Annotated in this window: 8 protein-coding genes; all 8 read right to left on the bottom strand. The window is 68.0% G+C overall.

The features are described from left to right. Positions 1-167: 167 nt before the first annotated feature. Positions 168-6,953, bottom strand: a complete 6,786-nt coding sequence (locus tag WAF18_RS04685; protein WP_337244102.1) for an autotransporter-associated beta strand repeat-containing protein — start codon at positions 6,951-6,953, stop codon at positions 168-170. Positions 6,954-7,066: 113 nt separating this feature from the next. Next, positions 7,067-8,287, bottom strand: a complete 1,221-nt coding sequence (locus WAF18_RS04680; protein WP_337244101.1) for an EAL domain-containing protein — start codon at positions 8,285-8,287, stop codon at positions 7,067-7,069. Positions 8,288-8,447: 160 nt separating this feature from the next. Beyond that, positions 8,448-15,227 (bottom strand): autotransporter-associated beta strand repeat-containing protein, encoded by a 6,780-nt coding sequence (locus WAF18_RS04675; RefSeq protein ID WP_337244100.1) that lies wholly within the window; start codon positions 15,225-15,227, stop codon positions 8,448-8,450. A gap of 157 nt (positions 15,228-15,384) precedes the next feature. After that, entirely contained in the window at positions 15,385-16,590 is a 1,206-nt protein-coding gene (locus WAF18_RS04670; RefSeq protein ID WP_337244099.1) for a DUF2827 domain-containing protein, read from the bottom strand. Beyond that, positions 16,587-17,213, bottom strand: coding sequence for a hypothetical protein (locus WAF18_RS04665; protein ID WP_337244098.1), 627 nt, complete (start codon positions 17,211-17,213; stop codon positions 16,587-16,589). Before WAF18_RS04665 ends, WAF18_RS04670 begins: the two co-directional genes overlap by 4 nt. Beyond that, positions 17,210-18,343: a DUF2827 domain-containing protein gene (locus tag WAF18_RS04660; protein ID WP_337244097.1), complete on the bottom strand. Its 1,134-nt coding sequence runs from the start codon at positions 18,341-18,343 to the stop codon at positions 17,210-17,212. Before WAF18_RS04660 ends, WAF18_RS04665 begins: the two co-directional genes overlap by 4 nt. Further along, a complete protein-coding gene (locus WAF18_RS04655; protein ID WP_337244096.1) occupies positions 18,340-19,506 on the bottom strand; it encodes a DUF2827 family protein in 1,167 nt (388 codons plus the stop codon). The genes WAF18_RS04660 and WAF18_RS04655 overlap by 4 nt, the downstream gene beginning before the upstream one ends. A 101-nt stretch (positions 19,507-19,607) precedes the next feature. Next, a complete protein-coding gene (gene bamE, locus WAF18_RS04650; RefSeq protein ID WP_337244095.1) occupies positions 19,608-20,399 on the bottom strand; it encodes an outer membrane protein assembly factor BamE in 792 nt (263 codons plus the stop codon). Positions 20,400-20,464: the final 65 nt, after the last annotated feature.

Below are 20,464 nucleotides of genomic sequence, written 5' to 3'. Positions count from 1 at the left end.
CTGAGTTTTATAGGGGCGTCGCTCTATGGCGACGTGGGTCTTGCAGGTCCTGTCGATGCGGAGGCATCGATCGGCCTTGAATCCAGTCAAAGCAAGGCATTCGGGACATCCGTCATCGCCCTGCCGCGCGACCGTCACCGGCGCGCGGCAGGGATGACGTGTCGGTGTTACCAACCCATCTTCACGCCGACGTTGGCAGACAGGTCGTCGCTGCGCGCCCGGCTCTCATCGCCATGCGCCCACAGCTTGCTGACCTCGCCGAACAGACTCACTTCCCTGTTGACCGACAACGTCATGCCCATGGCCGCCTCGCTGCTGCGGCCGCCGGTCGGGGTCACGATGTCCGCCGTCGCCGACGGGCCGATGAAGCGCGATACATCCTCGTCCGAGCGGGTGCGGTAGTAGTTCACCCGGGTGTAGGGCTGTAGCAGCCCGCCGCCGGTCTCGAACTCACCCTTCAGCCGCACGCCCACGCGCGCGGTCAGGCTGTTGGCCGTGTCCTGCTGGATCAAGGCATTGGCGATCTGCACGTCGTCATTGCTCAGACGCTGGTGCATCAGCTGCAGCTGCGGCTCGATCTGCCAGTCGCGCCCGATCGGGAACGCTTGGCCGATTTCCACCGACACCGTCCGGCTGTCGCCCTTGCCCGAGACCATGTCGCTGGCCGTGGGCACGAGCTTGTAGCGCAGGCGGCCGCCCTGCAGCACCGTGTCGACGTAGAAACCGTTCTCGCCCTCGTACGTTCCGTACAGACCGACGAACTTGCTGTCGAGGTCGGTGCGGCCGACGGCAAGATTGCTACTGCCGCGGGCGGAACCCTCGACCTGCATCTCACCGGCCAACGTGCCGAAGTACGCGCCCACGTGCCAGTTGCCGCCGGCCCAGACGTCAGAGCCGATCTGCAGGCCGTTCTGGCGGCCGCGGCTGCTCGGCGTCGCATCGCCGCCCTGCTTGAGGCTGCGATCGATGCTGACCAGACGGCCCCAGGACTGGCGGTAGCCCGCCGATTCGGAGCCGCTGCCCATCGTCGCGTCGCCCATGCGCTGATGCAGGTTGCCGAGCATGCCGGCCGACGACTCACGCAGCTGACCGCTGAGCGAGGCGAACAGCGGCACTTCGCCACGGTTGGTCGAGCGCAGGTACCAGTTCTCGCCCAGGCCAGCGGCATCGGCCGCGTGCAGGCGGTACTCGTAGGCACCGGCATCGACGTACTCACCGACCAGCGCAAAGCCATCCTTGGTCGTCTGCGCGGTGGTCGTGGCGCCATTGATCGCGCGCACCAGTTCGATACCGTCACCGGTCGTCTGCGCGCCGAGGCCGCCGCGGTTGGTGATGTCGATCAACGTGCGGCCACTCACCGCGCCACCATCGATCACCAGGCGGTCGGTCGGGCTGGACGAATCCTCCAGCGTCGTGCTCATCCGCAGCACGCCGCCATCGCCGACATAGTCGCCACGCACGGTCAGCGTCGTGCCGGGGGTGGCCCCCATCAGCGACACGGTGCCGCTGTTGCGCAGGCCGCCCACGGTCTGGTCGTAGCCGGCCAGATCCAGCGTGCCGCCCTTGACCACGTCATGCCGCGAGTTGGCACTGAAGGCATTGGCCATGCCCGCCTGCAGTGAACCGCTGGCCACTTCGGTCACGCCGGCATAGGTGTTGGCATTGCCGAACAGCACCGCCCCCGGACCGGACTGCACCACGCGGCCTGCGCCGGTGATCGTGCCGTCGAAGCGGGTCGTACCTGCACGATCGAACGCCAGCGTGCCGCCATTGTCGACATTACCGATCAGGCTGCCGGTGTCGCCGCCGTTACCGACCTGCAGCGTGCCGGCCGAGATCGTCGTACCGCCGGTGTAGGTGTTGTCGCCGACCAATACGGTGGTGCCGGTGCCCGCCTGAGTCAGATGGCCAGTGCCGGAGATCACACCGGTCAGCATCGTCTCGTCGGAGCGGTTCATCACCAGGTCCGCGTTGTTGACGATGTCACCGGCCAGGCTGCCCGTGGTGCCGCCGTCGCCAACCTGCAGCGTCCCCGCTGCAATCGTCGTGCCGCCGGTGTGGGTGTTGGCGCCGGTCAGCACGGTCGTGCCCGTGCCCATCTGGGCCAGGTGACCGGTGCCGGACATCGCACCGGCCAGCGTCACGGCGTCACTGCGGTCGATTGCCAGCGTGCCGTTGTTGACGATGTCGCCGACGATATGACCGGTCGTGCCGCCATCGCCCAGTTGCAGCGTGCCGGCCGAGATCGTCGTGCCGCCGGCATAGCCGTTGTCGGCCGTCAGCGTCAGCGTGCCGGTGCCGGCCTTGGTGAGCGCACCAGCGCCGTCGATCGCACCACCCAGCGTCACCGCGTGGGCCTGCGTGTCGACTGTCGCGCCGCCGGCCTGCGCAGCGATCGCGCGATCGCTGTCCAGATCCGCCAGCGCCCGCAGCGTGCCGCCGTCGAGGGTGATCCCGCTGGTCGCTGCACCGAGGTTGGCATCTTCGGAGATCGCGACCGCACCACCGGTGACGGTCGTGCCACCGGTGTAGGTGTTGGCACCGCCCAGCACCAGCGTGCCGGCATCGGTCTTGACCAAGCCGGTGTCGCCCTGCAGCACCGAATCGATGGTGGCCGTGAATCCTGCACCCGCGGTCGTACCGTCACCCACGCGAATCACGGTGCCGTCCGCGGCCTCGTCAACCAGCGTGATCGCATCGCCCTGCACGACATAGCCGTCAGCTGCGAACTGCAGACCGCTCGCCGTAACCGCGCCGACACTGTTGTCCACATCGACGGTACCGCCAGTGCCCGCAAAGATCGCGAACGCGCCATCGGAGTATGCGGCGTTGATCGCGCCGTCGACGTCGGTCCAGTTGTCGTTGCTGTCCGACGCCCGCGCCTGCCAGGTGCCGTCGCCACCGGTGATCGTGCCGTCGTTGCGCCCGCCCGCCTCACCGTCCCAGAAGTTCAGGCTCAGCCCGGCGGTGTTGACCAGGTTGACCTGGTTCGCAACCGAGGTCTGCACGTTCAACGTGGTCGGGTCGAGATCGGCGCCGAGGGCCAGGCCGTTATTGGTCAGCGCGCCGTTGTAGCCGATCACGCGGTACAGACCACCGCCGAACGCACCGCCGGCCGACTGGGTGACGTTCAAGGTGCCATCGAGCACCAGGTCGCCTTCGACCAGGGTCAGGTCGTTGAGCGGACCGCCCACCACGCCGGCCTGGCCGAACTGGTAGTCGAGCACCGCGCCATCCGCCAGCGACAGGTCGCCGGCAATGGTCAGCGTGCCGGGCGCACCGGCTGTAGCACCCGGCGCCAGCGTCGCACCACTGGCCACGGCGACATCACCACCGATGACGCCAGAGCCGCCGATCGTCGCGCCGGTCGCGACGCTGGTGGCACCGGTCGCACCGCGCTGGTTGCCGTTGACCAGCAGCGTGCCGTTGGCGACATTGGTCGCACCGGTATAGGTATTGGCGCCAGACAACGTGGTGGTGCCGCTCCCGTCCTGGGTCACGGTGCCACTGCCGGAGATCACACCGGCCATCGCCACCGCGTTGCTGCGGTCGATCACCAGCGCACCGTCGTTCACGACGTTGCCGACGACACTACCCGTGGTGCCGCCATCGCCGAGTTGCAGCGTGCCACCCGAGATCGTCGTGCCACCGGTATACGTGTTGTCGGCCATCAGCGTCGTGGTGCCGGTGCCCGCTTGGGTCACCTTGCCGGTGCCCGAGATCGTGCCCGCCATCGTCACCGCATTGCTGCGATTGACGATCAGCGCGCCGTCATTGACCACTTCGCCAACCAGACCACCGGTCGTACCGCCATTACCCAGCTGCAGCGTGCCGGCCGAGATCGTCGTGCCGCCGGTGTAGGTGTTGTTGGCGGTGAACGTCGTCGCGCCGGTGCCGGCCTGGGTGACCTCGCCGGTGCCGGAGATGGTGTTCGCCATCACAACGGCATTGCTGCGGTCGAGCACCAGCGTGCCTTCGTTGGCGATGTCGCCGAGCACACTGCCCGTGGCGCCGCCATTGCCCAACTGCAGGGTGCCGTCCTCGATCGTCGTCCCACCTGCGTACGTATTGTCGGCACCCAGCACCAGGGTGCCGGCATCGGTCTTTGTCACCGCCGCATCGCCTTGCAGCACCGCATTGATCGTCGCGGTGTAGTCGACACCGGCCGCCGTACCATCGCCGACGCGAACTGTCGCTCCGCCCAGCGCACGGATCATTGCGCTCTCCGGCACCTCCTCGACCAGCGTCAGCGCATCGCCCTGCACCACATAGCCGTTGGTTGCAAACTGCAGGCCGCCCGCAGTCACCGCGCCAGCATCGTTATTCACGTTCACTGTGCCGGCGGTGCCTGCAAAAATCGCAAAGGCGCCATCCGAATAGGTCGCGTTGATCGCGCCATCGGCGTCGGTCCAGTTGTCGTCGCCGCCAGCGGTACGCGCCTGCCAGGAGCCGTCGCCGCCATCGATGAAACCATCGTTGCGACCACCTGCCTTGCCGTCCCAGAAGTTCAGACTCAGCCCAGCGGTATTGACCAGGTTGACCTGCCTGGCCACCGAGGTCTGCACGTTGAACGTCGCCGGGTTGAGCCCGGTGCCCAGTGTCAGCCCATTGTTGGTGAGGTTGCCGTTGTAGCTGATGACGCGATACAGGCCGCCACCGAAGGTGCCGCCTGGCGAGGCGGTCGCGTTCAAGGTGCCATTCAACGTCAGGTTGCCTTCCACGATGGCCAGATCGTTGAGCGGACCACCGACCGTGCCGGCCTGGCCGAACTGGTAGTTCAGCACCGCGCCATCGGCCAGCGACAGATCGCCGGCAATGGTCAGTGTGCCGGGCGCACCCGCGGCCACACCCGGCGCGAGTGTTGCGCCGCTGGTAACGGCGACATCGCCGCCCAGCGTGCCGGCACCGCCGATCGTTGCGCCGCTGGCGACACTGGTCGCACCGGTCGCCAGGCGCTGGTCGCCATTGACCAGCAGCGTGCCGGCGGTGACGTTGGTCGCGCCGGTGTAGCTGTTGGCACCGGCAAGAGTGGTGATACCCGAGCCCGACTGCGTCACGGTACCGCTGCCGGAGATCACCCCGCCAAGCGCCACGGCGTTACTGCGATTTACCACCAGTGCGGCGTTGTTGACGATGTTGCCGGCGACCGCACCCGCTGTGCCGCCGTCGCCCAGTTGCAGCGTGCCGGCCTCGATGGTCGTGCCACCGGCATAGGTGTTGCTGCCAGTGTAGACCAGCGTGCCGGCACCGCGCTTGGCGATGGCACCGTCACCTGTCAGTGCTTGGCTCACCGTAAAGGTATTGGCCGCATCGGCGATGTCGAACGCACCGCCGGCAGCGGTGACCTGCATCGCACGAGTGGTGGTGTTGAACGCGGCACCGTCCACCCGCAGCGTGCCGCCGTTGAAGGTCAGCGCGCCCGCGGTTGCGCCGAGTGCGCCATCGGCGGAGGCCGCCAGCACACCCTGGGTCAACGTCCACGGTGTCGTCGTCGTATTAGTACCGGTCAGCGTCCAGGTGCTGGCGCCGATCTTTTCGAATCGACCGAAGCGGATGTACTTCGCGCTAGGCCCGATCTCGGCGGCATCGAAGCTGGCATTGACCGACCCGCCGAGCGCCAGGGTGTCGCTGGCACCGAATGCGCGTACGTTGCCGGTGATCGCACTGTTCGAACGCAGCTCCAGCGTATTGATGCCGCCCAGAAACGCCAGCGCATTGCTGCGGGTCGTGGCGTTCGCATCCAGGCCCGCGATCACCGCGCCGTCGTTGACCACGTATGCATTGGAACCGCTGATCGCAACGCCGCCGTTGGCGGCTCCGGTTCGCGCCCCGGTGTTTCCGCCGGTCACCGTGCCCAGGTTCTCGAACCGGGACCCGGTCAAGCGCACGCCGATGCCGCCACCGCCTGCCACCGTCGGGGTCGTGCTCACGTAGCCATCGGCACCGACGATCCGGCCCGCCGCCTCGTTCACCAGAACGGCGTCACCTGCCAGATCCGCACCTACACCGGCGATGCCGGTGCCGCCGCTGCCGATGTTCGCCCCGACGCCGGCCAGCCCACCCTGGATGAGGCCGCGATTGCGATGCGTGCCGCCGGTCAGCGCAGCGCCGACCCCACCCGCACCGCCGAACTGGTTGTCGGCATCCGCGGTGTAGTTGGTGAAGCCTCCACCCTGGCCGCCCATGAGCGTCCCGGCGTTGTCCATCCGGCCCGCAGTCAAGGCGAGGCCGGCGCCGCCTGCACCGCCGACTGCGCCGGAATTCGTCAGATCGATGAACTGAATGTTCACCGAGCCACCAGCGCCGCCGGTCACCACGCCCGAGGCTGTGTTGACGAAGTCGCTTTGCGTCAACGCGTAGCCGGCACCGCCAGGCCCTGCGGTGACACCCGTCTCGCCCGCGACCTGACCGCCACCCCGCCCACCGGCGACGTTGCCGCGGTTCTCGAGGGACGCGCCGGACGCGGTGACGCCGGCGCCGCCCCTCGCGCTGCTGCCGGTCGTCGCGGTATTGCCGCCGGCAACGCGGCCGGCGATGACCAGCGGCCCGCTGCCCACCGTCAACGTGCGGCCCGTTGTATTGCCTGTCGTCGCCGGGTGGGAGATCAGGAATGTGCCGGTGTCGAGCACCACCGGTTTGGGCGTTGCCGGCAACGGCGTGACATCGCTCATCACGATGTTCGCGGTCAACGTGATCGTCGACTCCGCGTCGCCGTCGGTCGCAGCCTCCTCCAGCGCGTTGCGCAGTTCCACCTCATTGGCCACGGTGTAGTCGGCGGCATAGGCCGCCGGCAGCCCGGCCCAGAGCATGCCCATCGACAATACGGTGGTCCCAATCGTGCGCCGACGCGTTGCGGACGTGCCGGCGGCCGGACGGCTGCGCCTGGCCAGTTCACTCGTGACGACCCAACGGGAAATGGACGCGTTCCAGCAAAGTGCGTAGATGCGGTTCATGAGGTATGTCCTTAAAGATGGGCGTTGCAGCCGTGGGGTGAACAGCACCGAGGAACGGGGGGAAAGGGAGAGAAAGGGGGAGGTGGGTCAGCCGCTGGAGCGACGGGCTGGAATCAGCACGCAACGCGTTGCAGGGCGCGGTCTCGGGAACGCAGTTGTCCGTTGGCGCGGTGCTGGCCCGCGCGTCCGCGATAGAGCGACCAGTTGCCGTCCACGGCATGCATCGCCGCCTTGGTGGCTTCGCGCCGCTCGATGATCACCACGTGCGGAATCGCGGCCCGGCACAGCGATTGCAGTGCGTCGAGCACTTCGTCGCTCCAGGTCTCCTGGGTTTCCTTGCGCGTGTCGAGGTAGGCGTAGCGCTCGCCGATGCACACGATCGCGGGCTTGACCGCAAGCAGGAAATCCAGGTTGCAGCGGCCGCTGCCGAAGCCGTCGAACGCGATCGAGCACCCGGCATCGCGCAGGCGCTGGCAGAACGCCTCCGCTGGCGCGGTGTCGAGCACCGGCACCGGCATCGCGATCTGCACCACCAGCCGGGTTGCGAGTTGCGGGTCGGCCTGCAGGCGCTCGAACAACGAACTCCACCACATATCGCAGGCCGCGCTCTGCAGCGAGATGCTGCAGGCGAGCGTGAGCTCGGGATCGGCGACCAGTTGGTCGAGCGCGGTGTGCAACAGCGTGTGGTCGAGCAGGCGCGTCATGCCCAGACGCTGTAGCGCCGACAGCCATAACGGCAGGTCGCTCGCCGGAAATGGCGAGGCCGCGGACAGCTGCAGCACCAATTCGTGATAGATGACGCAGTCGGGATCGTCGCCGGGCACGATGGTCGAGCGGGCAACCTCGATATGGCCCTTGTCCAACTGGTCGTGCAGCGCGACCGCCAGCGCGATGTCGCGCCGGTAGTCCGCCTGCCAGGTCAGGTCCTGCAACAGCACGGCCTCGCCTTCGGCGCCTGGGCCGAGATTGGACACCTCCTCGATCAGTCGCACCGACACGGCCGGCATGACTTCGGTGTCGTCCTCGAGCACGTAGCGACGGTTGAGCAGGACCAGCCAGTCCTCGACCAACTGGCGCTTTTCCTGTTCGCTGAGCTCGGGACCCGAGAAATCGAGCCGGACAATCAGCCGGTCCGGTCCGACCCATTCGATGAACGCGCCTTGCAAGGCGCAGATCCAACTCAATGCGCGCAGCACGCTGGGCGCGATGCCATCGGCGCCATAGCCGGCCGCCGGGCCGAATGTGGCGTTGAGTTGACCGTAATTGCGCAGGGTGACCAACAGCCAGACATCCTGCATTCGCCCCGCAGCGCGGGGATCGACCGCACACGACATGGACCAGCCTCCTTACCTGCGGCCAGCGACGGCCGCATCCACGACAGACGATGGAGGCACGCGCGGCAACCGCCGCGCGTGCCTGACAAGCCCGATGTCTGGGTCTAGTGCATCGGGCGCGATGCGGGCACGGCGGCAGATCCGTCGTGCCCGCGGTGCCTCACCAACCCACCTTCACGCCCACGCTTGCCGACAGATCGTCGCTGCGGCTTCGGCTCTGGTCGCCGTGCGCCCACAACTTGCTGACCTCGCCGAACAGGCTCACCTCGCGGTTCACCGACAAGGTCATGCCCATGGCCGCCTCGCTGCTGCGCCCGCCGGTCGGGGTCACGATGTCCGCCGTCGCCGACGGGCCGATGAAGCGCGACACGTCCTCGTCCGAGCGCGTGCGGTAGTAGTTCACCCGGGTGTAGGGCTGCAGCAGCCCCGCGCCGGTCTCGAACTCGCCCTTCAGCCGCACGCCCACGCGCGCGGTCAGGCTGTCGGCCGTGTCCTGCTGGACCAAGGCGTTCGCGATCTGCACGTCGTCATTGCTCAGACGCTGGTGCATCAGCTGCAGTTGCGGCTCGATCTGCCAGTCGCGCCCGATCGGGAACGCCTGGCCGATTTCCACCGACACCGTCCGGCTGTCGCCCTTGCCCGACACCATGTCGCTGGCCGTGGGCACGAGCTTGTAGCGCAGGCGGCCGCCCTGCAGCACCGTGTCGACGTAGAAACCGTTCTCGCCCTCGTACGTCCCGTACAGACCGACGAACTTGCTGTCGAGATCGGTGCGGCCCACCGCCAGGTTCGTGCTGCCGCGGGCCGAACCTTCCACCTGCATCTCGCCGGCCAACGTGCCGAAGTACGCGCCCACGTGCCAGTTGCCGCCGGCCCAGACATCGGAGCCGATCTGCAGGCCGTTCTGGCGCCCGCGGCTGCTCGGTGTCGCATCGCCGCCCTGCTTGAGGCTGCGATCGATGCTGACCAGACGGCCCCAGGACTGGCGGTAGCCCGCCGATTCCGAGCCGCTGCCCATCGTCGCGTCGCCCATGCGCTGATGCAGGTTGCCGAGCATGCCGGCCGACGATGTGCGCAGCTGACCGCTGAGCGAGGCAAACAACGGCACCTCACCGCGATTGGTCGAGCGCAGGTACCAGTTCTCGCCCAGACCCGCAGCATCAGCCGCGTGCAGGCGGTACTCGTAGGCACCGGCGTCGACGTACTCGCCGACGAGGGCGAAGCCATCCTTTGTCGTCTGCGCGGTGGTCGTTGCGCCGTTGATCGCACGGACCAGCTCGATGCCGTCGCCGGTCGTCTGTGCGCCGAGGCCTTGACGATTGGTCAACTCGATCAGCGTACGACCGCTGACCGCGCCGCCGTCGATCACCAGGCGGTCGGTCGGGCTGGACGAATCCTCCAGCGTCGTGCTCATGCGCAGCACGCCGCCATCGCCGACGTAATCGCCACGCACGGTCAGCGTCGTGCCCGGGGTGGCCCCCATCAGCGACACGATGCCGCTGTTGCGCAGACCACCGACGGTCTGGTCGTAGCCGGCCAGATCCAGCATGCCGCCCTTGACCACGTCATGCCGCGAGTTGGCACTGAAGGCATTGGCCATGCCCGCCTGCAGTGAACCGCTGGCCACCTCGGTCACGCCGGCATAGATGTTGGCATTGCCGAACAGCACCGCACCCGGACCGGTCTGCACCACACGACCCGCGCCGGTGATGGTGCCGTCGAAACGGGTCGTGCCCGCACGATCGAAGGCCAGCGTCCCGGCATTGTCGACATTGCCGATCAGGCTGCCTGTATCGCCCCCGTTACCGACCTGCAGCGTGCCGGCCGAGATCGTCGTACCGCCGGTGTAGGTGTTGTCGCCGACCAATACGGTGGTGCCGGTGCCCGCCTGAGTCAGATGGCCAGTGCCGGAGATCACCCCGGTCAGCATCGTCTCGTCCGAGCGGTTCATCACCAGGTCCGCGTTGTTGACGATGTCACCGGCCAGGCTGCCCGTGGTGCCGCCGTCGCCGACCTGCAGCGTCCCCGCTGCAATCGTCGTGCCGCCGGTGTGGGTGTTGGCGCCGGTCAGCACGGTCGTGCCCGTGCCCATCTGGGTCAGGTGACCGGTGCCGGACATCGCACCCGCCAGCGTCACGGCGTCACTGCGGTCGATTGCCAGCGTGCCGTTGTTGACGATGTCGCCGACGATATGACCGGTCGTGCCGCCATTGCCCAGCTGCAGCGTGCCCGCCGAGATCGTCGTGCCGCCGGCATAGCCGTTGTCGGCGGTCAGCGTCAGCGTGCCGGTGCCGGCCTTGGTCAGTGCACCGGCACCGTCGATCGCACCGCCCAGCGTTACCGCATGGGCCTGCGTGTCGAGCGTGGCACCACCGGCCTGCGCAGCGATCGCGCGATCGCTGTCCAGATCCGCCAGCGCCCGCAGCGTGCCGCCGTCGAGGGTGATCCCGCTGGTCGCTGCACCGAGGTTGGCATCTTCGGAGATCGCGACCGCACCACCGGTGACGGTCGTGCCACCGGTGTAGGTGTTGGCACCGCCCAGCACCAGCGTGCCGGCATCGGTCTTGACCAAGCCGGTGTCGCCCTGCAGCACCGAATCGATGGTGGCCGTGAATCCTGCACCCGCGGTCGTACCGTCACCCACGCGAATCACGGTGCCGTCCGCGGCCTCGTCAACCAGCGTGATCGCATCGCCCTGCACGACATAGCCGTCAGCTGCGAACTGCAGACCGCTCGCCGTAACCGCGCCGACACTGTTGTCCACATCGACCGTACCGCCGGTGCCCGCAAAGATTGCGAACGCCCCATCGGAGTATGCGGCGTTGATCGCACCGTCGGCGTCCGTCCAGTTGTCGTTGCTGTCCGACGCGCGTGCCTGCCAGGTGCCGTCGCCACCGGTGATCGTGCCGTCGTTGCGCCCGCCCGCCTCGCCGTCCCAGAAGTTCAGGCTCAGCCCAGCGGTGTGGACCAGGTTGACCTGGTTCGCAACCGAGGTCTGCACATTGAACGTCGCCGGGTCGAGATCGGCACCGAGGGCCAGGCCGTTATTGGTCAGCGCGCCGTTGTAGCCAATGACACGGTACAGACCACCGCCGAACGCACCGCCGGCCGACTGCGTGACGTTCAAGGTGCCGTCCAGTACCAGGTCGCCTTCGACCAGGGTCAGGTCGTTGAGCGGACCGCCCACCACGCCGGCCTGGCCGAACTGGTAGTCGAGCACCGCGCCGTCGGCCAGCGACAGGTCGCCCGCAATGGTCAGCGTGCCCGGCGCACCGGCGGTCGCACCCGGGGCGAGTGTCGCACCGCTGGCCACCGCGACATCACCGCCGATCACGCCGGAGCCGCCGATCGTCGCGCCGCTGGCGACGCTGGTCGTGCCGGTCGCACCGCGCTGGTTGCCGTTGACCAGCAACGTGCCGCTGGCAACAGTGGTCGCGCCGGTGTAGGTGTTGGCACCAGACAACGTGGTGGTGCCGGTCCCGTCCTGGGTCACGGTGCCACTGCCGGAGATGACGCCCGCCATCGCGACGGCGTTACTGCGATCGATCACCAGCGCGCCATCGTTGACGATATTGCCAACCACGCCACCGGTGGTGCCACCGTTGCCCAGCTGCAGCGTGCCAGCCGAGATCGTCGTGCCGCCGGTGTAAGTGTTGTCGGCGGTCAGCGTCGTGGTGCCGGTGCCGGCCTGCGTGACCTTGCCGGTGCCCGAGATCGTGCCCGCCATCGCGACCGCGTTGCTGCGGTCGATCACCAAGGCGCCGTTGTTGACCACATCACCGACCAAGCCGCCGGTCGTGCCGCCGGTACCCAACTGCAGCGTACCGGCCGAGATCGTGGTACCACCGGTGTAGGTGTTGTTGGCGGTGAACGTCGTCGTGCCGGTGCCGGCTTGGGTCACCTTGCCGGTACCGGAGATCGTGCCCGCCAACGTGGCGGTATTGCTGCGATTGATGACCAGCGCACCCTCGTTGGCGATATCACCAAGCACGCTGCCGGTCGTACCGCCGTGACCGAGCTGCAACGTGCCGCCTTCGATCGTGGTGCCGCCGACATAGGTGTTGTCCGCGCCCAGCACCAGCGTACCGGCGTCGGTCTTGGTGACGGGCGTGTCGCCCTGCAGTACCGCATCGATGGTCGCGGTATAGCCAGCGCCTGCCGTCGTGCCGTCACCGACGCGCAGCGTCGCGTCGTTGGTACCGTCCTCGACCAGCGTCAGCGCATCGCCCTGCACCACATAGCCATTGGTCGCGAACTGCATCCCGCTCGCGGTCACTGCACCGGCGTCGTTGTCCACATCGACGGTGCCGCCGGTGCCCGCGAAGACCGCGAAGGCACCATCGGAGTACGTGGCATTGATCGACCCATCGGCGTCGGTCCAGTTGTCGTCGCCGCCGGCCGAGCGGGCCTGCCAGGTGCCGTTGCCGCCATCAATGAAACCGTCGTTCCGGCCGCCGGCATCGCCGTCCCAGAAGTTCAGGCTCAGCCCAGCGGTGTTGACCAAGTTGACCTGTTTGGCCACCGAGGTCTGCACGTTGAACGTCGCCGGGTCGAGCCCGGTGCCCAGCGCCAGGCCGTTGTCGGTCAGCGCCCCGTTGTAGCTGATGACGCGGTACAGGCCGCCCCCGAAATTGCCACCCGGCGAGGCGGTCGCGTTCAAGGTGCCGTCGAGCACCAGGTCGCCTTCGACCGCGGTCAGGTCATTGAGCGGACCACCGACCGTGCCGGCTTGGCCGAACTGGTAGTTCAGCACCGCGCCATCGGCCAGCGAGAGATCACCGGCGATGGTCAGCGTGCCCGGTGCACCCGCGGTCGCACCTGGGGCGAGGGTCGCGCCGCTGGCCACGGCGACATCGCCGCCCAGCGTGCCCGCACCGCCGATCGTCGCGCCACTGGCAACGCTGGTTGCACCGGTCGCCAGGCGCTGATCGCCATTGACCAACAGCGTACCGGCGGTGACGTTGGTCGCACCGGTGTAGCTGTTGGTGCCAGTCAGCGTCGTGGTGCCGGCACCCGACTGGGTGACGGTACCGCTGCCGGAGATCGTGCCGGCCAGCGTCGCTGCATTGCTGCGATTCACCACCAGCGCGGCGTTGTTGACAATGTTGCCGACGACCGCACCGGCCGTGCCGCCGTTGCCGAGCTGCAGCGTGCCGGCTTCGATGGTCGTGCCACCGGCATACGTGTTGTTGCCGGCGTAGACCAGCGTGCCGGCACCGCGCTTGGCGATCGCGCCATCACCTGCAAGCACCTGTCCGAGCGTAAGGGTGTTGGCGGCGTCGGCGATATCGAACGCACCGCCGGCAGACGTCACCTGCATCGCGCGGGTGGTCGTATTGAACGCGGTGCCGTCCACACGCAGCGTGCCGCCATTGAAGGTCAGTGCGCCGGCGTTTGCACCGAGTGCGCCATCTGCCGAAACCGCGAGCACACCTTGGGTCAGCGTCCACGGTGTCGTTGTGGTGTTCGTGCCGGTCAGCGTCCAGGTGCTGGTGCCGATCTTGGAGAACTTGCCGAAACGACGATACTTCGCCGACGGGCCGATCTCAGCGGCATTGAAACTGGCATCGACCGAGCCGCCAAGCGCCAGCGTGTCATTACCGGCACTAAACGCACCTACATTGCCAGTAATTGCGCTATTTGAACGCAGCTCCAAGGTATTGGTGCCGCCGAGAAAAGCCAGTCCGATACCCCGGGTCGTCCCATTAACGTCCAGGCCGCCGAGCAAGATGCCGTCGTTGATCACATAGGCATTGGAACCGCTGATACCGGAGCCGCCAATTCCGCTACCACTGCTTATTCCTGTACGTCCGCCCTCGACAGTGCCCAGATTCTCGAATCGGGAATCGGTGACCGTGACACCGGCAGCGCCAGGCCGCCCGGTGCCGGTGTTGCCACCCCCTCCAGCGCGCCCATTCTCGCCAACGATCGACCCGCTGCTGGTGTTGACCAGCGATGCACCGCCCAAGAGCTCAACGCCAATGCCAGCAACGCCGTGACCGGATGACCCGTAGTTGTAGCCCACTGCCCCTTGACCGCCGCGGATGGTGCCGCTATTGACGTGGGAACCCGCCGTCAGGCGCGCACCGGTGCCGCCATTGCCACCGAAGGCCACCTGGGCGTTAGCCCGATTGCTGGGGCTGGCGCCGACGCCACCAACAATGAGGCCGGCATTGTTCAGGCTGCCACCGCCGCTGACGACGATGCCGGCACCGCCTGCCCCACCCGCTGTGACGTACAACTGACTGTTCGCACTGTTCTGCATATTCAACTGACCGCCTGCACCACCGGTCAGGACGCCGGACGCAGTGTTGACGAAGCTGCCTCCAGTGATCGCGGCGCCAGCCCCACCAGTACCGGAAATAGCAGGCGACTCAGCGAAATTCCGCCCACCTCCCCGGCCACCTGTGATGGCTCCCCTGTTCTCGAGCACCGAACCGGTTGGCACGGTGATGCCCGCACCGCCGGCGGGACTGTTGGTGGTTACCGTCGCCGCGTTGCCACCGGTGATGCTGCCGATGACGAACAGCGATCCACTGCCCACCGTCAACGTGCGGCCCGGGATATTGCCTGTGGTCGGTAGCTCGGAGAGCACGAACGTGCCGGTGTTGAGCACCACCGGCTTGGGCATTGCTGGCAGCGGTGTGACATCGGCCATCGCGATGTTCGCGGTCAACGTGATCGTCGACTCCGCGTCGCCATCGGCCGCAGCCTCGTCCAACGCGTTGCGCAGTTCTGCCTCATTGGCCACGGTGTAGTCAGCGGCATAGGCCGCGGGCAGACCTGCGCCGAGCAGGCCCATCGAAAGTACGGCGGCGCCAATCGTGCGACCGCTTCCTGCGGACGCACCAGTGGCTGGGCGCGTGCGCTTGGCCAGTTCGCTGGTCACGACCCAACGACGGATGGATGCGTTCCAGCGGAGTGCGTAGATGCGATTCATTTAGATACTTCCTCAGGGGTGGTCATTGCGGCCAACACGGCCATGGGACGGGTGAAACAGGAATTCGGTGGCGTGGCCGCGCAGCCGGCGCGTGACACGGGGCTGCCGGCGGCCCAGTCGCCCGCAAGCGCGCAGACGTACGACAGCAAGCGCCGGCTCATGGCCGCGCCTCCGCGTTGCATAGATTCGCGAGCAGCGCGTCGTAGGCGCTGATGAGTGCGCGATCAGTGCTCAGATAGGGCGCGATGCGCTCGCGCTGGGTGGTGCGATAGCTGTCCCACTGCAGGTCATGCCGGGTCAGCGCTTCGATCAGCTGCCGCGCGCCGGCCTGCACGTCATTGCCGGGGTAGTAGTAGCCCAGGCCCGCACACAGCGAGGCGTTGTGCACCAGCGCATAGCCCTGCCAGCACACATCGAAGTAAAAGTAGTTGAGCGGATTCGCCCACTGGTGGGAGATCACCACGTCGGTGTGCGCGGCCAGGAAGTTGGGCGTCTCGAACCGCCCGACAAAACTCGCCTTGCCCGCACGCACGATGTCGAGCTGGGCCATCAGCCCGATGAACTCCGGGCTCTCCACCGCGATGCGCGCCGCATTGGTCACGTGCAGATGGCCGATCGATTCGGGCACCCGCCGCCAGGCCTCTTCGGCGATCAGCACCGGATAGAGACAAAACTTGGTGATGTCGTGATTGGGCTCCATCACCGTCAGCCGCTTGGCGCCATCGGTGGGGCGGTATTGCCCGGCATGCGGCAACGCGAGCGTGCGCTGCTCGAGGAACATCGGATCCCAGACGAACGGCACGATCGTGGCCGGCACCCGGCGCAGCGTCTGCAGGAAGTGCAGCGTGCTTTCGGCGACCTGCGGAATCACCCACACCGCGTCGTAGCGGGTGTTGACGAAGATCGTGTCCCACAGTCGGCGCCCGAACAGGATCGCCTGGGCGTTGTGGATGTACTCGAAGCCGCAGCAGTAGCTCACCAGGCGCGTGCCGCGCGCCTTGAGGTGCTGGGTCTGCGCGGCGTCGATCTGCCCGCCGAGCTCGATCAGCACGTCCAGCTGATCGCGGCAGGCCTCGAACGACACGGTCGGAAACTGCTTCAAATCCCACGGCAGCCGATCGGTGATCGGCACGTCGGTGACGTTGACCAGCAGCACCTGGTGGCCGTGTGGGCTGCCCAGCAGCAGCTTGGCCAGGTACAGCGCGTTCTGCTTGATGCCGTTGGTCCACAGGCTTTCGTCGGGCGCATGCAGGCCCAGCGTGATGCCGATGCGCAGCGGCGTGCGCACCACGCCTTCATCGGTCAGGTCGCGCACATAGGCCGCGCGCCGGCCGGTGAGCCGCCCGAGCAGGGACTCGATCATTGCCCGCCCTCCCCGGCCTGATAGCCGGGTGCGGTGCCGGGGATGCGGGTCGGTCGGCCGATGCCGTACTGCACGTGCCGCCAGACCATCAAGCAGCCGGGCGAGGCACGCACCAGCATCACCGTTTCCTGCGGCCGCTCGGCCAGGGTGTAGACATCGACCGTCGGCAGGAACGGCACCCGGGTGTAGCCGACGAGTTCGTCGGAGGCCAGCACATTGCAGGCGCGGCGATCGGCCTGGATGTTCTCGACCAGGAACGCACAGCCGCCATTGCGCTCGGGCACGCGGTTGACCGACAGCAGCATCGTGCGGTCGCGGGTCTCGGAGGCGAGCAGGCTGAAGAACGCGCCGTCGTCGGGCGACTCGCGATCCCAGTCCAGCAGCACGTCCTGGCGCAGCACATCGCGCGAGACGCTGGCCGAGATCGCCGACAGCGCCGGCAGGCAGGTGCGGATGCCGGCACGGCGGGCGGCGCTGGCGAGCAAGGGCAGTTCCTGGCTGGCGGGCATCGCCACCGGTTGCGCTTCGGCGGCCTGGGTCACGGCGGCCAGGAGGATGTGGGCCACGACACAGGCCGCCAGGAACCAGGCGGCGAGCGCGGCACGGGCTTGATGTCGTCTCATGCGAACAGCGCCTCCAGCGCCGCTTCGTACTGCCTGACGTTGTCGGGATTGGCCGGGTGGAGCGTGTCGAGAAAGGCGCGCGCGTCGCGGCGGTAGCTCGCCAGCGAGGCGTCGTGCATGGCGTGGGCCTGCCGCAGGGCGCGGGCGCCGTCTTCGCAGTCGAAGTCGCGGTAGCGATAGCCGCAGCCGCCGAGCAGCGCCGAGTTGTGGATCAGCGGAAAGCCGCCCCACAGCGCTTCGTAGTAGAGGTAGTTCTGGGCGTTCTCCCAGTGGTGCGACACCAGCGCATCGGCGCTCACGCCGAGGATGTCGGCGATCGGCAGCCGCGGCTCGAAGGTGGCGATGCCGTGATTGACCAGGTCCAGGCTGCGCGCGAAGGCGACGAAGTCCGGGTTGGCCTTCATCTGCAGCGTGTTGTGCACGCGCAGGTGCACGATGACGTCCGGTGCCTGGCGATGGGCGACATCGCATACCAGCATCGGGATGTGGCAGGTCTTGACCGAGCAGATGTTCGGCTCGCACACCGCCAGCCGCCAACGCGTGCGGCCGGGCACGTACTCGAATGCGACACCGGACTCGGCGGCGCGGTGCTCGAGCATCGCCGGGCTCCACAGGTGGCCCATTGTGCGTACGGGGGCGCCGAGCACGTGGCGGTAGTAGCTGGCGCAGGTGGCCTCGAACGACGGCAGCGTCCAGACGCTGTCGTAGACCACACCCGAGGCGCGCATGCCCGGTGCCAGGCCGTAGATCATCCGCTCGATGTCGATGACGTAGTCGTTGGCCACGTGCATCGCGACGATCCGCCCGCCCTTCTCGCGGAAGGCCTGCGCCCACGTGGGGTCGAGCTGGGCGCTGAGCTCGATGACCACGTCGAGTTCGTCGAGCGCGGTCGCCAGATCGATCACCGGCACTGGCGAGGCGGCCAGGAAGTCGCCGCTCTGAGTCGGGTCGCCGTCGCCGCCGTTGACCAGCCGCACCGAGCCCACGCGCGGCGCGCACAGCAGCAGCGTGGCCAGCAGGAAGCAGTTCTGGAAGATGCCGTTCTCCCAGATCGACTGCTGCCCGCGCCGCACATACAGCGTGATGCCGACCTCGAGCAGGCCGCCGCGCCGTCCGGTGGCCCCGCTCATGCGAGCGTCTCCGCAAGGGCTGGCGCAGTGGCAAGCACGGCCGCGAACGCCGCGACATTGCTCGGCACCTGCGGATGCAGACCGCCGAGAAATTCCAGCTCGCGCAAGCGCGCCGCGCCGAAACCGGCCAGGCAGTCGTGCGCGGCCAGCGCCAGGCTGTCGGCGCCGGCATCGATGTCGAAGCCGGGGTAATAGGCGCCCACACCTGCGGCGTGCAGCCAGGGCGAGTTGTGGACCAGCGCAAAGCCGCCGTACAGCACGTCGAGCCAGGCCGCGTCCTGGTCGCGGCACCACTGGTGCGCGATGACCAGGTCGATCCGGTGCTCGGCGCTGTAGCGCGCAAAGCCCTGGGCGCCGGTGAGCAGCAGACGGTCGTCTCTCACCAGCTGCAGATGCGGGCTGAGCGCGGCGAAGGTCGGGTGCTGGCGCAGGTGCAGGCTGCCGAGTACGTGGACGTGCTCGATCGCGACCGTGCCCATGCGGTAGGCGTGATTGGCGATCAGGATCGGCAGCAGGGCCACATCGAGCACGGAGGTATTGCTGGCGATGCAGGCGATCCGCAGGCTCTGCAGCTCGCTGTCGGGCGCATCGGTGCCTTCGCGCGCCAGACGCGCGGCCCGGGACCCGTACTCGATGCCCTGCCCCTGCAGCACCCGGGCCTGGGCATCGACGAACTCCGGCCCCCACAGCAGCGGCACTTCCTGCACCGGGCAGCGGTGCAAGGCCCGCATCGTCGGCGCCAGTGCGGCGTCGCGTGGCAGCAGCCACACTTCGTCGCAACGCCGCGGCCGGGCGAAGCCGCGCGGCCGGTCGAAGATCGTCGCCTCCATCAGCCGTGCATACGGCGGATGCGGCGGATGCAGCACCACGCGCTTGCCGCGGGCGCGCAGATAGTCGAGCCATTCCAGGTCGGGCTGGCCGCCGATCTCGATCAGCATGTCCAGCTGTTCGGTGGCCTCGCGTTGACCGGCCACCGGCAAGCGCAGCGTCTCGGGATCGGCCTCGTCCATGGCCTGCGGCACCTGCGCGGTATCGACCAGCATCACGTGCTCGACCGTGTCCACGGCCGCCAGCGCCTGGGCCATGTGCAGGGCGCGCCGACGCGCCGCCGCTTCGGCGGCGTCGTGCGGATGCGCACTGCTGATCGAAAGTCCGATTCTCATTCCGTTGTGTCCTCGCTCGATTCCATGGCCGCGCCGGGCGGCCCCCTGGTGTCACGCGATGGGGCGATCCCGCCAGCCCCGATGGCTCTGTTCGGTGTGCGCTACTTCATGGGCCGCGCCTGCTCGGCGACGCCTTGCCCGCCGTGGTCGGCGGCCGCGGTCTCGACCTGCGCCAGCGGTTGCGGCGTGGTCGAAGGCGCGCGCCGGACGGCGAACCAACTGGGCCAGTCCCGATGCGTGTCTCCATGCGGGCCCATGGGCGCGGCATGCAGGGTGTCCGGGCGCAACGGCGCCCCGGCACGCGCCCGATAGACGAACGCCGACTGCCGATGGCCCTGCGAGCCCGACATCGCCCCGCTGGCCTGCTCGGCCGGCGGCATCCGCACCTCCACGTGCGGCGGTGCGCAGGCACTGCGGCGGCGGGCCGCGGCCACGCCGTCGCGCACATCGTCACGCGCCATCGGCGCGCAGCCGGCCGGCTGAAACGCGATCCCGCTCGACCGGTTCTCCTTGTCGAACCAGATCCGCGCCCGACACGCCTCGGCCACCGGCGCCCGCGGGCTGGGCTTGATGACATAGCTCCACTCGCGCGGCTCGGGCAGTCCATCGCTGAACTGCGGCGGGCCCAGCAGCGCCAGCACCTGACGCCGCGTCATGCCGAGCACCAGCCGTCGCAGCTCGGCCTCGGAGACGAAAATGCCTTGTCTCGCCTGCTCTTCTGCGGCGAGGTTGGGAAACAGCAGCTCGCTGATCGGCGAACTGCTTCCCGTCATACCGCGGGCCAGTTGGGACGCCCGTCCCGTGCCCGCAAACAACAACACGATCAACGCCAGGGCGAGGATCAACAGCACCAGCAACACCACGGTGCCCAGCTTTGCCAGGAACGACTTCACACACCACCTCCTGTCAGTCGAGCGAATGCCGCCCACACACGGCCGCCCGAAGGCGGCCGTGCGCG

This window comes from Luteimonas sp. gir (assembly GCF_037198055.1).
In the GTDB taxonomy this organism is placed as follows: domain Bacteria; phylum Pseudomonadota; class Gammaproteobacteria; order Xanthomonadales; family Xanthomonadaceae; genus Luteimonas; species Luteimonas citri_A.
Note: the sequence above shows the minus strand (reverse complement) of the source record. Positions and strands in the feature narration are given on the sequence as shown.